The sequence below is a fragment of the Thermus sp. KWY1 genome (assembly GCF_057547025.1).
Genome location: NZ_BAAJPG010000038.1, coordinates 118877 through 133589, shown reverse-complemented (window position 1 = coordinate 133589; position 14713 = coordinate 118877). Strand labels below are relative to the sequence as shown.

General features: G+C 66.3%; 16 protein-coding genes. 15 read left to right on the top strand and 1 reads right to left on the bottom strand.

Features of this window, described 5'->3' with window-relative positions; translation table 11 throughout:
* Positions 1-2: 2 nt before the first annotated feature.
* The 9 genes from nuoG (at position 3) to AC27GT_RS10570 (ending at position 9803) form a co-directional block, all read left to right on the top strand.
* Positions 3-2351, top strand: coding sequence for an NADH-quinone oxidoreductase subunit NuoG (gene nuoG, locus AC27GT_RS10610; protein WP_487224131.1), 2349 nt, complete (start codon positions 3-5; stop codon positions 2349-2351).
* Positions 2348-3466 carry an NADH-quinone oxidoreductase subunit NuoH gene (gene nuoH, locus AC27GT_RS10605; protein ID WP_038031324.1) on the top strand — a complete coding sequence of 373 codons (1119 nt, stop codon included), beginning with the start codon at positions 2348-2350 and terminating at the stop codon, positions 3464-3466. The genes nuoG and nuoH overlap by 4 nt, the downstream gene beginning before the upstream one ends.
* Positions 3463-4011: an NADH-quinone oxidoreductase subunit NuoI gene (gene nuoI / locus AC27GT_RS10600; protein WP_126178494.1), complete on the top strand. Its 549-nt coding sequence runs from the start codon at positions 3463-3465 to the stop codon at positions 4009-4011. The genes nuoH and nuoI overlap by 4 nt, the downstream gene beginning before the upstream one ends.
* Positions 4008-4547, top strand: coding sequence for an NADH-quinone oxidoreductase subunit J family protein (locus tag AC27GT_RS10595; protein WP_038031320.1), 540 nt, complete (start codon positions 4008-4010; stop codon positions 4545-4547). The genes nuoI and AC27GT_RS10595 overlap by 4 nt, the downstream gene beginning before the upstream one ends.
* Complete coding sequence (gene nuoK / locus AC27GT_RS10590; RefSeq protein WP_015716509.1) at positions 4544-4831, top strand: NADH-quinone oxidoreductase subunit NuoK; 288 nt, start codon at positions 4544-4546, stop codon at positions 4829-4831. The genes AC27GT_RS10595 and nuoK overlap by 4 nt, the downstream gene beginning before the upstream one ends.
* 2 nt (positions 4832-4833) lie before the next feature.
* Complete coding sequence (gene nuoL, locus AC27GT_RS10585) at positions 4834-6654, top strand: NADH-quinone oxidoreductase subunit L (RefSeq protein ID WP_015716508.1); 1821 nt, start codon at positions 4834-4836, stop codon at positions 6652-6654.
* The gene (locus AC27GT_RS10580) at positions 6648-8057 is read left to right on the top strand and encodes a complex I subunit 4 family protein (RefSeq protein ID WP_015716507.1); all 1410 of its coding nucleotides are present in this window, start codon (positions 6648-6650) and stop codon (positions 8055-8057) included. The genes nuoL and AC27GT_RS10580 overlap by 7 nt, the downstream gene beginning before the upstream one ends.
* Positions 8054-9334, top strand: coding sequence for an NADH-quinone oxidoreductase subunit N (locus tag AC27GT_RS10575; protein ID WP_015716506.1), 1281 nt, complete (start codon positions 8054-8056; stop codon positions 9332-9334). The genes AC27GT_RS10580 and AC27GT_RS10575 overlap by 4 nt, the downstream gene beginning before the upstream one ends.
* Positions 9335-9419: 85 nt before the next feature.
* Positions 9420-9803 (top strand): hypothetical protein, encoded by a 384-nt coding sequence (locus AC27GT_RS10570; RefSeq protein WP_015716505.1) that lies wholly within the window; start codon positions 9420-9422, stop codon positions 9801-9803.
* Positions 9804-9939: 136 nt separating this feature from the next.
* Here AC27GT_RS10570 and rocF read toward each other — a convergent pair whose 3' ends face one another.
* Positions 9940-10830: an arginase gene (rocF, locus tag AC27GT_RS10565; RefSeq protein ID WP_487224130.1), complete on the bottom strand. Its 891-nt coding sequence runs from the start codon at positions 10828-10830 to the stop codon at positions 9940-9942.
* A gap of 84 nt (positions 10831-10914) precedes the next feature.
* Between rocF and AC27GT_RS10560 the strand changes: the two genes are divergently transcribed.
* From AC27GT_RS10560 to acpP, 6 genes are all read left to right on the top strand, one after another.
* A complete protein-coding gene (locus tag AC27GT_RS10560; RefSeq protein WP_487224129.1) occupies positions 10915-11451 on the top strand; it encodes a DUF177 domain-containing protein in 537 nt (178 codons plus the stop codon).
* A gap of 59 nt (positions 11452-11510) precedes the next feature.
* Positions 11511-11693, top strand: coding sequence for a 50S ribosomal protein L32 (gene rpmF / locus AC27GT_RS10555; RefSeq protein ID WP_015716502.1), 183 nt, complete (start codon positions 11511-11513; stop codon positions 11691-11693).
* 89 nt (positions 11694-11782) lie between these two features.
* Complete coding sequence (locus tag AC27GT_RS10550) at positions 11783-12751, top strand: beta-ketoacyl-ACP synthase III (protein ID WP_487224128.1); 969 nt, start codon at positions 11783-11785, stop codon at positions 12749-12751.
* A complete protein-coding gene (fabD, locus tag AC27GT_RS10545) occupies positions 12751-13668 on the top strand; it encodes an ACP S-malonyltransferase (RefSeq protein WP_487224127.1) in 918 nt (305 codons plus the stop codon). Before AC27GT_RS10550 ends, fabD begins: the two co-directional genes overlap by 1 nt.
* Positions 13661-14398, top strand: coding sequence for a 3-oxoacyl-[acyl-carrier-protein] reductase (gene fabG / locus AC27GT_RS10540; protein WP_219760058.1), 738 nt, complete (start codon positions 13661-13663; stop codon positions 14396-14398). Before fabD ends, fabG begins: the two co-directional genes overlap by 8 nt.
* 53 nt (positions 14399-14451) lie before the next feature.
* Positions 14452-14694, top strand: coding sequence for an acyl carrier protein (gene acpP / locus AC27GT_RS10535; RefSeq protein ID WP_015716498.1), 243 nt, complete (start codon positions 14452-14454; stop codon positions 14692-14694).
* The last annotated feature ends 19 nt before the right edge of the window (positions 14695-14713 follow it).

Genomic DNA, 14713 nt, shown 5'->3' with positions numbered 1-14713 from the left:
AGGTGGTTAAGGTCAAGGTCAACGACCGCATGGTGGAGGTGCCCCCGGGGACCAGCGTCATGGACGCGGTCTTCCACGCGGGGTACGACGTGCCCCTCTTCTGCTCGGAAAAGCACCTCTCCCCCATAGGGGCCTGCCGCATGTGCCTGGTGCGCATCGGCCTGCCCAAAAGGGGCCCGGACGGCAAGCCGGTCCTGAACGAGAAGGGAGAGCCCGAGATCGCCTGGCAGCCCAAGCTGGCGGCCAGTTGCGTCACCGCCGTGGCGGACGGCATGGTGGTGGACACCCTCTCGGAGGTGGTGCGGGAGGCCCAGGCGGGGATGGTGGAGTTCACCCTCCTCAACCACCCCTTGGACTGCCCCACCTGCGACAAGGGGGGAGCCTGCGAGCTCCAGGACCGAACGGTGGAGTACGGACTTTACGAGAAGTATTACCAGAAGGCCCCCCTCGAGCTTCCCACCTACACCCGCTTCGAGTTCACCCGCCGCCACGTGGACAAGCACCATCCCCTCTCCTCCTTCGTGGTGCTGGACCGGGAGCGGTGCATCCACTGCAAGCGTTGCGTGCGCTACTTTGAGGAGATCCCGGGGGACGAGGTCCTGGACTTCATCGAGCGGGGGGTGCACACCTTCATCGGCACCATGGACTTCGGGCTTCCCTCGGGGTTTTCCGGGAACATCACCGACATCTGCCCGGTGGGAGCCCTTCTGGACCTCACCGCCCGCTTCCGGGCCCGCAACTGGGAGATGGAGGAAACCCCAAGCCACTGCGCCCTCTGTCCTGTGGGGTGCGGGATCACCGCGGACACCCGTAGCGGCGAGCTTTTGAGGATCCGGGGCCGGGAAGTCCCCGAGGTGAACGAGATCTGGCTTTGCGATGCGGGCCGGTTCGGGCACGAGTGGGCGGACGAGAACCGGATCAAATACCCCCTGGTGCGGAAAGGGGAAAGGCTGGTGGAGGCCACCTGGGAGGAGGCCTTCGCCGCCATCCGGGAGGGCCTCAAGGGGGCCAGGAAGGAGGAGGTGGGCATCTACCTGCCCCACGACGCCACCCTCGAGGAAGGCCTCATGGCGGCGGAGCTGGCCCGGGGGCTAAACACCCCCCACCTGGACTTCCAGGGCCGCACCGCCGCCCCAGCGAGCCTCTTTGTGCCCGCCACCTTTGAGGACCTCCTCAGGGCCGATTTCGCCCTGGTCCTGGGGGATCCCACGGAGGAAGCCCCCATCCTGCACCTCCGCCTCAGCGAGTTCGTGCGGGACCTCAAGCCCGCCCCCAGGTTCGCCCACGGCACCCCCTTCGCCGACCTCTCCATCAAGGAGAGGATGCCCCGCCGCACCGACAAGATGGCCCTCTTCGCCCCCTACCGCGCCCCCTTGATGAAGTGGGCCCGCATTGCAGAGGTCCATGCCCCTGGGGAGGAGCGGGAGATCCTCCTGGCCCTTCTTGGGGAAAAGGAGGGGAGCGAGGCGGTCAAGCAGGCCAAGGAGGCCTGGGAGAAGGCCCAAAACCCCATCCTCATCCTGGGGGCTGGGGTCTTGCAGGATGCGGTGGCGGCGGAAAGGGCCAGGCTTTTGGCCGAGCGCAAGGGGGCCAAGGTGCTGGCCATGACCCCGGCGGCGAATGCCCGGGGCCTCGAGGCCCTGGGGGTCTGGCCCGGGGAGAAAGGGGCGGCCTGGGACGAACCCGGAAGCCCCTACGCCTACTACGGCTTCGTACCCCCGGAAGGGGCCCTAAAGGACAAACGCTTCGTGGTTATGCACCTAAGCCACCTCCACCCCCTGGCGGAGCGGTATGCGGATGTGGTCCTCCCCGCCCCCACCTTCTACGAGAAGCGGGGGCAGGTGGTGAACCTGGAAGGGCGGGTCCTTCCCCTCAACCCCGCCCCCATCGAAAACGGCGAGGCGGAGGGCGCCATCCAGGCCCTGGCCCTGCTGGCCGAGGCCCTTGGGGTGCGGCCTCCCTTCCGGCTTGGCCTCGAGGTGGAGCGGGAGCTCAAGAAAAAGGTGCCCGCCCCTAATGGCCTCCTCATCCACCGCACCCAACGCCTGCGGCCCAGGGCCCAGGAGGGAAGGCTCTACCTTAGGCCCACCATGTGGAGGGCCTGGCAGCTTACGGGCAAGGTGGCCCAGACCGTCCGCCCCGAGCTTTGGGTCCACCCGGAAACCGCCAAGGCCGAGGCCCTCTTGGAGGGAGCCCGGGTGGAGGTGGAAGGCCCCTTGGGCCCGGTCCTGGCCCAGGTGGTCCACCGGGAAGACCTGCCCCAGGGCTTCCTCTACCTCTCCGCCCTCGGTCCCTTTGCGGGCAGGAGGATGGAGGCCAAGGTGTTGGTTCCCACGGGAGGTGAGGCATGAACCCCTATCCCTTGGATCCCTACTGGATGGTGGCCTTGAAGGCCCTCCTGGTGGTGGTGGGCCTCCTCACCGCCTTCGCCTTCATGACCCTGATCGAGCGCCGCCTTCTCGCCCGCTTCCAGATCCGCCTGGGCCCCAACCGGGTGGGGCCCTCGGGCCTTCTCCAGCCCGTGGCCGACGCCATCAAGAGCATCTTCAAGGAGGACCTGGTGGTGGAGCGGGCGGACAAGGTGCTCTTTGTCCTGGCTCCCTTGATCGGCGTGGTCTTCGCCCTCCTGGCCTTCGGGGCCATCCCCTTCGGCCCCCCGGGGAGCTTCTTCGGCTACCAGCCCTGGGTCCTGAACCTGGACCTTGGCCTCCTCTACCTCTTCGCCGTGAGCGAGATGGCCATCTACGGCATCTTCCTGGCGGGCTGGGCCTCCGGGAGCAAGTATAGCCTCCTGGGCTCCTTGCGCTCCTCGGCAAGCCTCATCTCCTACGAGCTGGGGCTGGGCATGGCCCTCCTCTCCCCCGTCCTTCTGGTGGGGAGCCTGAACCTGAACGACATCGTGAACTGGCAGAAGGAACACGGCTGGCTCATCCTCTACGCCTTCCCCGCCTTCCTCCTTTACGCCATCGCCGCCCTGGCGGAGGCCGCCCGCACCCCCTTTGACCTGCCCGAGGCGGAGCAGGAGCTCGTGGGGGGATACCACACGGAGTACAGCTCCATCAAGTGGGCCCTCTTCCAGATGACCGAGTACATCCACTTCATCACCGCCAGCGCCCTCATCCCCACCCTCTTCCTGGGAGGCTGGACCATGCCCTTCCTGGAGGTTCCCTACCTCTGGATGTTCCTCAAGATCGCCTTCTTCCTCTTCCTCTTCATCTGGATCCGGGCCACCTGGTTCCGGTTGCGCTACGACCAGCTCCTGCGCTTCGGCTGGGGCTTCCTCTTCCCGGTGGCCCTGGTCTGGTTCCTGGTGACCGCCCTGGTGGTGGCCTTAGACCTTCCCCGCTCCTACCTCCTCTACCTCTCCCTAGCCGCCTTCTTGGTCCTTCTGGGAGCGGTGATGTACGGCCCCAAACCCACCCGCAAGCCAGCCCCCAAGGGGCTATCCAAGGGAGGTGGCGCATGACCCTAAAGGCCCTGGCCCAAAGCCTCGGCATCACCCTCAAGTACCTCTTCTCCAAGCCGGTGACCGTTCCCTATCCCGATGCCCCCGTGGCCCTCAAGCCCCGCTTCCACGGCCGCCATGTGCTCACCCGCCACCCCAACGGCCTGGAGAAGTGCATCGGCTGCTCCTTATGCGCGGCCGCCTGCCCCGCCTACGCCATCTACGTGGAGCCCGCGGAAAACGACCCGGAGAACCCGGTTTCGGCGGGGGAGCGCTACGCCAAGGTCTACGAGATCAACATGCTCCGGTGCATCTTCTGCGGGCTTTGCGAGGAGGCCTGCCCCACCGGGGCCATCGTGCTGGGCTACGACTTCGAGATGGCCGACTACGAGTACTCCGACCTTATCTACGGCAAGGAGGACATGCTGGTGGATGTGGTGGGCACGAAGCCCCAGCGCCGCGAGGCGAAGATCACCGGCAAGCCCGTGAAGCCCGGCTACGTGGTACCCTACGTCCGCCCGGAGCTGGAGGGGTTCAAGGCCCCCACGAAAGGAGGCAAAAAATGACCCCCTGGGAAGCCTTGGCCCTCCTGCTCCTCCTTTTCACCGGGGTCCTGGTGGTCACCCTGAAAAACGCCATCCACGCCGCCTTGGCCCTCATCGGGAACTTCCTGATCCTGGCCGGAATCTACGTGGCCCTCGAGGCCCGCTTCCTGGGCTTCATCCAAATCATCGTGTACGCCGGGGCCATCGTGGTCCTCTTCCTCTTCGTGATCATGCTCCTCTACGCCGCCCAGGGCGAGGTGGGCTTTGACCCCCTGGTGCGAAGCCGTCCCCTGGCCGCCCTCCTGGCCCTGGGGGTAGCTTTGGTCCTCCTCTCGGGCCTTTGGGGAGTGAACCTCGCCTTTACCAAGGATCTGCAGGGGGGTCTGCCCCAGGCCCTGGGGCCCCTCCTGTACGGGGACTGGCTTTTCGTCCTGCTGGCGGTGGGCTTCCTCCTCATGGCGGCCACGGTGGTGGCGGTGGCCCTGGTGCAACCCACCCGCCCCCTGGACGCCCTAAGCCCTGAGGAGCGCAAGGAGGAGAAGGAGGTGGTGCGGTGACCTACCTGTACGCCTCCGTCGTCCTCTTCGCCCTGGGGGTTTACGGGGTTTTGACCCGCAGGACCGCCATCCTGGTCTTTCTCTCCATCGAGCTCATGCTCAACGCCGCCAACCTCTCCCTGGTGGGCTTCGCCCGGGCCCTTGGCCTGGAAGGCCAGGTGGCCGCCCTCATGGTCATCGCCATCGCCGCCGCCGAGGTGGCGGTGGGTCTGGGCCTCATCGTGGCCATCTTCCGCCACCGGGAGAGCACCGCGGTGGACGATCTCTCGGAGCTTAGGGGGTGAAGATGCTGCTGCTGACCATCCTCCTTCCCCTCTTGGGCTTTGCCCTTTTGGGGCTTTTCGGAAAACGGATGAGAGAACCCCTCCCCGGGGTCCTGGCCTCGGCCCTGGTCCTGGCCTCCTTCCTGGTGGGGGTGGGCCTTCTCCTTTCGGGCGGGGCCCGCTACGAGGTGGAATGGCTTCCCGGGATCCCCTTTAGCCTGCTTCTGGACAACCTCTCCGGCTTCATGCTCATCGTCGTCACCGGGGTGGGCTTCCTCATCCACGTCTACGCCATCGGTTACATGGCCGGGGATCCAGGCTATAGCCGCTTCTTCGCCTATTTCAACTTCTTTATCGCCATGATGCTCACCCTGGTCCTGGCCGACAGCTACCCGGTGATGTTCATCGGCTGGGAGGGGGTGGGCCTGGCCAGCTTCCTCCTCATCGGCTTCTGGTACAAGAACGCCCAGTACGCCGACTCCGCCCGCAAGGCCTTCATCGTGAACCGGATCGGCGACCTGGGCTTCATGCTGGGCATGGCCATCCTGTGGGCCCTTTACGGCACCCTCTCCATCAGCGAGCTGAGGGAGGCCCTGGAAGGCCCCTTGAAGAACCCCAGCCTCCTGGCCCTGGCGGGCCTCCTCCTCTTCCTGGGGGCCGTGGGCAAAAGCGCCCAGGTGCCCCTCATGGTCTGGCTTCCCGACGCCATGGCCGGTCCTACCCCGGTTTCCGCCTTGATCCACGCGGCCACCATGGTGACCGCCGGGGTTTACCTCATCGCCCGTAGCTCCTTCCTCTACGCCAACCTTCCCGATGTCTCCTACACCATCGCCGTCATCGGCCTCATCACCGCCCTTTACGGGGCCCTTTCCGCCTTCGGCCAGAACGACATCAAAAGGATTGTGGCCTACTCCACCATCAGCCAGCTGGGCTACATGTTCCTGGCGGCGGGGGTGGGGGCCTACTGGGTGGCGCTTTTCCACGTCTTCACCCACGCCTTCTTCAAGGCCCTCCTCTTCTTGGCCTCGGGAAGCGTGATCCACGCCCTGGGCGGGGAGCAGGATGTGCGGAAGATGGGCGGCCTTTGGAAGCACCTGCCCTTAACCCGCTGGCACGGGCTCATCGGGGCCCTGGCCCTGGGGGGCCTGCCCCTGCTCTCCGGCTTCTGGTCCAAGGACGCCATCCTCACCGCCACCCTCACCTACCCCTTCGGCGGCCTGGGCTTCTACCTGGGGGCGCTTTTCGTAGCGGTCCTCACGGCCATGTACGCCATGCGCTGGTTCGTCCTGGTCTTCCTGGGCGAGGAGCGGGGCCACCACCATCACCCCCACGAGGCCCCTCCCGTGATGCTGTGGCCCAACCACCTCCTGGCCCTGGGCTCGGTGCTGGCGGGGTACCTGGCCCTGCCCTATCCCTTGCCCAACCTCCTCGAGCCCTTTTTGAAGCCCACCTTAGCGGAGGTGGAAGCCCACCACCTGTCCCTGGGAGCGGAGTGGGGCCTCATCGCCCTCTCGGGTGCGGTGGCCCTCCTTGGGCTTTGGCTGGGCTACACCTTCTTCCAGAGGAAGGCCTTCCCCAGCTGGTACCTCACCTTTGAGGCCTGGAGCCGGGAAAGCTTCTTCGCCGACCGGGTGTACAACGCCCTCATCGTCAACCCCTTGAAGGCCCTGGCGGAAGCCCTCTTCTACGGGGATGGCAGCCTCCTTCGCGGCTACTTCGGCGTGGGCGGGACGGTGCGGAACCTGGGACAGGGTATCGCCCGCCTGCAGACCGGCTATCTAAGGGTCTACGCCCTGCTTTTCGTGCTGGGCGTTCTGGTGTTGCTGGGGGTGATGCGGTGGTAGTCCTGGCGATCCTCCTACCCATCCTCTTCGGCCTTCTCCTCCTCCTGGGCCTTCCCCGCGCCCTGGGGGTCCTGGGAGCGGGCCTGAGTTTTCTCTTGAACCTCTACCTCTTTCTCACCCACCCGGGCGGGGTGGCCCATGGGGTCCAGGCCCCCCTCCTTCCCGGGGCCGGGGTCTACTGGGCCTTCGGTTTGGATGGCCTTTCCGCCCTCTTCTTCCTCACCATCGGCCTCACCGTCTTCCTGGGGGCCCTGGTGGCCAAGGTGGAGGGGCGGTTTTTGGGGCTTGCCCTTCTCATGTCCGGCCTCCTCCTGGGGCTTTTCGCCGCCCGGGACCTTCTGGTCTTCTACCTCTTCTTCGAAGCGGCCTTAATCCCAGCCCTCCTCATGCTCTTCTTCTACGGGGGCGAGGGAAGGATCCGGGCCATCTACACCTTCCTCCTCTTCACCCTGGCGGGCTCCTTGCCCATGCTGGCCGCCATCCTGGCGGTGAAGGCGTTAGGGGGTAGCCCCACCTTCCTCCTCGAGGACCTCCTGGCCCATCCGGTTAAGGGAGGCGCCGCCCTTTGGATCTTTTTGGGCTTCGCCCTGGCCTTCGCCGTCAAGACCCCCTTGTTCCCCGTGCACGCCTGGCTCCCCCTCTTCCACCAGGAAAACCATCCCTCGGGGCTCGCCGACGCCCTGGGCACCCTTTACAAGGTGGGGGTCTTCGCCTTCTTCCGCTTCGCCATCCCCCTCGCCCCCGAGGGGTTTGCGGAGCTTCAGGGGCTTCTCCTCTTCCTGGGAGCCCTCTCCGCCCTCTACGGGGCCTGGGTGGCCTTCTCCGCCAAGGACTTCAAAACCCTCCTGGCCTACGCCGGGGTTTCCCACATGGGGGTGGCCGCCTTGGGCGTCTTCTCCGGTACCCCGGAAGGCGCCCTAGGAGGGCTCTACCTCCTGGCGGCCAGCGGGGTGTACACGGGAGGGCTCTTCCTCCTGGCGGGGCGGCTTTACGAGCGGCTTCACACCCTGGAGATCGGCCGCTTCCGGGGCCTGGCCGAAAGCGCCCCCGGCTTAAGCGCCCTGGCCCTCTTCCTCTTCCTGGCCATGGTGGGGCTTCCCGGGCTTTCCGGCTTCCCCGGGGAGCTTATGACCCTCCTGGGTGCCTACAAGGCCAGCCCCTGGCTCACCGCCATCGCCTTCCTCTCGGTGATCGCCGGAGCCGCCTACGCCCTCACCGCCTTCCAGAAGGTCTTCTGGGAGGAAGGCCAAAGGGGAGCGGAGGACCTCAAGGGGGCGGAATGGCCTTTCGCCTTCCTGGCGGTGGCCGCTTTGGTCCTCATGGGGGTCTTCCCCGGGTTCTTCGTAAAGGGCCTTGAGCCCCTGGCGGAGGCCTTCGCCAAGATCCTTGGAGGTGGCGCATGATCCTTCTGGTGCTGAGCTCCTTTGCCGTAGCCCTCACCCTTGTGGGCTTCTTCGTTTCCGTGCCCCTTTTCAAGCGCCTCACCATCCTGGGGCTCTCCCTGGCCCTGCTCTCCCTCCTCTTCACCTGGGGGAAGCCCTTCGCCTTTGGGCCGTACCAGGTGGACGGCATCTCCCAGGTCTTCACCCTGCTCGCCCTTCTGGGAGCCCTCTGGACCGTGGGGCTGGTGCGCACCCGGCGGTTTGAGTTCTACCTCCTGGTCCTCTACGCCACCCTGGGCATGCACCTTCTCGCCTCCACCAAGAACCTCATCCTGATGCTGGTGGCCCTCGAGGCCCTCTCCCTGCCCCTTTACGCCCTGGCCACCTGGCGGCGGGGAGAAGGCCTGGAAGCCGCCTTGAAGTACTTCCTTCTGGGAGCCCTGGCGGCCGCTTTCTTCCTCTACGGCACCGCCCTCCACTACGGAGCCACGGGAAGCCTCCTGGCGGGAACCCCTGGCGAAGGTCCGCTTTACGCCCTGGCCCTGGGCCTCCTCCTGGTGGGGCTTGGCTTCAAGGTGGCCCTGGCTCCCTTCCACTTCTGGACCCCGGATGTCTACCAGGGTAGCCCCACCCCGGTGGTGCTCTTCATGGCCACGGGGGTGAAGGCAGCGGCCTTCGCCGCCCTCCTCCGGGTGGTGGGACCGGGTGCCCTGGATGCCCTGGCCCTCCTCATCGCCCTCTCCGTCCTCCTAGGGAACCTGGCCGCCCTGGGCCAGAAGGAGGCCAAGCGGCTTCTCGCCTATAGCTCCATCGCCCATGCGGGGTACATGGCCTTGGCCCTTTACACGGGGAACCTGCAGGCCCTGGGCTTCTACCTCCTCACCTATGTGCTGGCCACGGGGCTGGCCTTTGCCGTGCTCTCGGAGATCTCCCCCGACCGCGTGCCCCTGGAGAGGGTAAAGGGCCTCTTCCACCAGGACCCCCTCCTGGGCCTTGGCCTCTTCGTCTCCTCCCTCTCCCTCCTGGGCCTGCCCCCGCTGGCGGGCTTTTGGGGCAAGTACCTGGTCTTCAGCGAGGCCGCCAAGGCGGGGGCCTGGGGGCTTCTGGTCCTGGCCCTGGTGACCAGCGCCGTGAGCGCCTACTACTACCTGGCCCTGGGCTTGGCCGTGTTCCAGAAGGGGGCAGCCGAGGCCCATCCCCGTCCCTTGGCCCGGAGCGTGGCCCTGGGGGTGGCCCTTCTCCTCATCCTGCTGGGCCTTATCCCCGGGGCGGTTCTCCCCGCCCTGGCCGCGGGCTAAGCCCGGGGCCTTCTTTCGGGCCCTGGGGTACAGAAGGTATCCCGGGGCCCGGGTTTTTTCCCCACTTCAGGTTTACACTCTAAGCATGGAGGACCCCCTGGCCCACCTGCCGCGGGAGCTTCTGCACAAGGATCCCCTGGGCTACGTGGCCCGGGGGGCCCAGGCTTTGCCCAAGGACCTCCGGGGGGCCTGGCTCCTAGGGGTGGTGAGCGGCTTCCTCTGGCCGGAAGCCCCTGTGCCCAAGGATCTTTCCGCCTTCTTCCGCCGGAGCGAGGGAGCCTGGCGGGAGGCGGAGGAGTACTTCCTGGAAACGGGGCTGGACTTTCCCGTGCTGGTGAGCCAGTGGGCCAGGGAGGCCCTGGACCCCCTTCTTCACCGCAAAAAGGAACCTCCCTGGGAAAGCCTCGCCCTGGCCTTCCACGGAGGGCAGAAGCTGGGACGGTACCTGCGGAGCCAGGCTAGGGGTTAACCACCATCCGCTCGCAGGGCAAAGTAAGGCGAGAGAACCAGGTAGCCTGCCAAAACCAGGAATAGGAGAAGGATCCCCACCCACCAGCGAGCCTTCATGGGGATACTCTAGCCAGCACATACCTTGGCGTCAATCTTTAAAGAATACGCTTTCCCAGGAGACTCGAGGCCAACCCCACCATCATCTCCGCGGTGCGGTTACGCTCGTCCAGAATGGGGTTCACCTCCACCAGGTCCAGGCTCCGCACCCGGCCCGACTGGGCCAGGATCTCCATAAGAAGGTGCGCCTCCCGGTAGGAAAGGCCCCCGGGCACCGGAGTCCCCACCCCGGGAGCCAGGGTGGGATCCAGGACGTCGGCGTCCAGGGAAACGTGGAGGGGCAGGCCGGCGAGCCTTTCCAAAACCTCCTCGGCGATGCGGGCTACCCCCAGGCGGTCCACCTCGTGCATGGTGTAAACGGTAACCCCCATTTCCCGAAGAAGCCGCCTCTCCCCGGGGTCCAGGCTCCTCACCCCCACCAGGACCACCCTCTTGGGATCCACCGCCTGGAAGGCCTCCGTGAGGCGGGGGTGCCCAAGGCCGCAGAGCACCGCCAGGGGCATGCCGTGAATGTTTCCCGAAGGGCTGGTTTCCGGGGTGTTGAAGTCCGCATGGGCATCCACCCAGACCACCCCCAAGGGCTCCTTGGCCACCCCGCTCACCGAACCCATGCTCAGGGAATGGTCCCCGCCCAGCACGATGGGAAATACCCCCTCCGGCAGGGAGCGGAGCCGCTCCTTGAGCTCGAGGGCCGCCTGGCGGATCTCCTCCAGGTAGTTCTCCCCGCTCGGGCGCAAGCCCTTGCGCCTGAGGGTTTCCGCCACGGGTACCCGCACGTCCCCCAGGTCCTCCACCGCCAGACCCAGGGCCTCGAGCTCCTCCGCCAGCCGGGCATAGCGCAAAGCGGAAGGCCCCATGTCCACCCCACGCCGGCCTGCGCCTAAGTCCATGGGCACACCCAGGATGGCCACCCGCTCCATGGGGGGCATGCTAGCAGAAAACCCCATGCACCGCTTGGGAACTTTATGCCAACCCCCTAGGAGGAAGGGGCTTTTGGCGCTATACTTAAAAGGATGGAACACTGCGAGGTGGCAAGCATCAACCTGGCCCGCCTCCTGCGGGAAGGGGGCACGGCCCGCGCCGCAGGCGTGGTGCGGGAGGCCTTTCGGGTAGGCGAGGAGCGCTTCCCCCTGGAAGGAGAAGCCACCTGGAAGGTGGCGGTTTCCGCCGTAGGAGGGGATGAGTACTGGCTTTCGGGTGAGGTGGAGGGCGTGGTCCTCATGGAGTGCCGCCGCTGCCTCAAGCCCACCCCCACCCCCATCCACGCCCACTTCCAGCACCTCCTCCGCTACCAGCAAGGCCTGGAAGAGGTGGTCTTCCACGAGGAGAAAGAGGAGGAGTACTACGCCTTTGGCGAGCCCGACTTGGACCTTCTCCCCTTCCTCACCGAGGCGTTCGTGACGGAGATGCCCTACACCGTCCTCTGCCAGGAAGGGTGCAAGGGCCTCTGCCCGGTCTGCGGGGCGGACCGCAACCTGGTGGACTGCGGCCACGAGCCGGAAACCCACCACCCCTTCCTGGGCCTTAAGGACCTCCTTCCCGAACTCTAGCGGGTCTGCTATACTACCAGGGGTTTAGCGGGGGCCAAGCCCCCCCTGGAGGATTGGAGATGGCCAAGCATCCTGTACCCAAGAAGAAGACCTCAAAGGCGCGGCGCGATGCCCGCAGGAGCCACCATGCCCTGACCCCCCCGACCCTGGTCCCCTGCCCCGAGTGCAAGGCGATGAAGCCCCCGCACACCGTCTGCCCAGAGTGCGGCTACTACGACGGGCGCAAGGTTCTAGAAGTCTAGACCGGGTCAAGATAAGGGGCCCCTGAACCTGGGGCCTCAACTTTTTCACTGCCAATGGGTATAGTGGTGCCCATGACGGGAGGTCAGGCATGAGCGGCATCCTGGCCCTGGGGGCTTACACTCCCGAGAGGGTTATGAAGAACGAGGACTTTGAGGCCTATCTAGACACCTCGGATGAGTGGATCGTGACCCGCACGGGCATCCGGGAACGGCGCATCGCCGCCGAGGACGAATACACCTCGGACCTGGCCTTCAAGGCGGTGGAGGACCTTCTTGGACGCCACCCAGGAGCTCTGGAAGGAGTGGACGGGGTCATCGTGGCCACCAACACCCCCGACGCCCTCTTCCCCAACACCGCCGCCTTGGTCCAGGCCCGCTTCGGCATCCAGGGCTTCGCCTACGACCTGTTGGCGGGTTGCCCGGGCTGGCTTTACGCCCTGGCCCAGGCCCACGCCATGGTGGAAGCGAGCCTGGCCCGTAAGGTCCTGGTAGTGGGGGCCGAGGCCCTTTCCAAGATCGTGGACTGGAACGACCGGGCCACCGCGGTGCTCTTTGGCGATGCGGGAGGGGCCGCGGTGGTGGGCCGGGTGCGGGAAGGCTTCGGCTTCCGCTCCTTCGTGCTGGGGGCGGACGGTAGCGGGGCCAAGGAGCTCTACCACGCCTGTGTGGCCCCGCGTCTGCCGGATGGCACCTCCATGCGCAACCGCCTCTACATGAACGGGCGGGAAGTCTTCAAGTTCGCCGTGCGGGTGATGAACACCGCCACCCTCGAGGCCATAGAAAAGGCCGGCCTCACCCCGGAGGATATCAAGGTTTTCGTGCCCCACCAGGCAAACCTCAGGATCATCGACGCCGCCCGGGAGCGCCTGGGCCTTCCCTGGGAACGGGTGGTGGTGAACGTGGACCGCTACGGCAACACCTCCACCGCCTCCATCCCTCTGGCCCTTAAGGAAGCAGTGGACGAGGGCCGCATCCAGGAAGGGGACCACGTGCTTCTGGTGTCCTTCGGGGCTGGGCTCACCTGGGCGGCTGCCGTAATCACCTGGGGGGGAGCTTGATGTACGCCGCCCTTTTCCCGGGACAGGGCTCCCAGCGGGTGGGGATGGGCCAAGCCCTCTACGAGGTCTCACCCGCCGCCAAGGAGGTGCTGGACAGGGCCGAGGCTACCCTGCCCGGCCTCCTTAAGCTCATGTGGGAAGGACCCGAGGAAACCCTCACCCTCACGGAAAACCAGCAACCCGCCCTCCTGGCGGTGGGCTATGCCGCCTACCGGGCCTTCCTGGCGGAAGGGGGAACCGAACCCTCCTTAGCCGCCGGGCACTCCCTGGGGGAATGGACCGCCCATGTGGCCGCGGGCACCCTGGAGCTGGAGGATGCCCTGAAGCTGGTGCGCCTCCGGGGCCGGTACATGCAGGAGGCCGTGCCCCCAGGGGAGGGAGCCATGGCCGCCATCCTGAAGCTTCCCCTCGAGGCCATCCAGGAAGCCCTGGCGGGGTTAGAGGGGGTGGAGATCGCCAACCTAAATGCCCCCGAGCAGACGGTGATTTCCGGCAGGAAGGAGGCGGTGGAAGAGGCGGCGGAAAGGCTAAAGGAAAAACGGGCCCGGGTGGTTTTCCTCCCGGTTTCCGCCCCCTTCCACTCCTCCCTGATGACTCCTGCCAAGGAGCGCCTGGCCCGGGACCTGGCCCAGGTAACCCTGAGGAAACCCCGCTTCCCCGTCTACTCCAACGTGACCGCAACGCCCGAGGAGGACCCCAGCCGCATCCGTGAACTGCTCCTGGAGCAGATCACCGCCCCCGTGCGCTGGGTGGAGATCTTAAAGGACATGGAAAAGAGGGGGGTCCGGCGCTTTTTGGAGTTCGGAAGCGGGGAGGTGCTGAAAGGCCTGGTGGCCCGTACCCTGAAGGAAGCGCACGCCCTTTCCGTGGGGGACCCGGAAGGGGTAAGGAAGGCGTTGGAGGTGGAGGATGCGTAAGGCACTGGTGACGGGGGCCAGCCGGGGCATCGGCCGGGCCATCGCCCTCAGGCTGGCCCGGGAGGGCTACGCCCTGGTGATCCACTACGGGCAGAACCGGGAGAAGGCGGAGGAGGTGGTGGAGGAGGCCAGGAGGCTCGGAAGCCCCCTGGTGGGGGTTTTGGGGGCCAACCTCCTGGAGGCGGAGGCCGCCACGAGCCTGGTCCACGGGGCAGCGGAGATCCTGGGGGGCCTGGACACCCTGGTGAACAACGCCGGCATCACCCGGGACACCCTCCTCATCCGCATGAAGGACGAGGACTGGGAAGCCGTGCTGGAAGCCAACCTCTCCGCGGTCTTCCGCACCACCCGCGAGGCCATCAAGCTCATGATGAAGGCCCGCTTCGGGCGCATCGTAAACATCACCAGCGTGGTGGGCATCCTGGGCAACCCCGGCCAGGCCAACTACGTGGCCTCCAAGGCGGGGCTTATCGGCTTCACCCGGGCGGTGGCCAAGGAGTACGCCGCCCGAGGGATCACGGTGAACGCCGTGGCCCCTGGGTTTATCGAAACGGAGATGACGGAAAAGCTTCCGCCCGAGGTGCGGGAGGCCTACCTGAAAAGCATCCCCGCAGGCCGCTTCGGCCGGCCGGAGGACGTGGCCGAGGCGGTGGCCTTTTTGGTCTCCGAGGCCGCGGGCTACATCACCGGCCAGACCCTGTGCGTGGACGGGGGGCTCACCCCCCATTGAAGGGGCCGGGCCCTAGGCTATACCCCGTGGTAAAATCCCCAAGGGAGGTTTTCATGACGGAGCAGGAGATCTTTGAAAAGGTGAAGGCGGTTATTGCGGACAAGCTCTCGGTGGAACCCGAGAAGATCACCCTCGAGGCCCGCTTCATCGAGGACCTGGGGGCGGACAGCCTGGATACCGTGGAGCTCATCATGGGCCTCGAGGACGAGTTCGGCCTGGAGATCTCCGACGAGGAGGCCGAGAAGATCCGCACCGTGAAGGATGCGGTGGCCTACATCCAGGCCAAGCTGGGCTAGGGCTTAGGGCTTTTAAGGG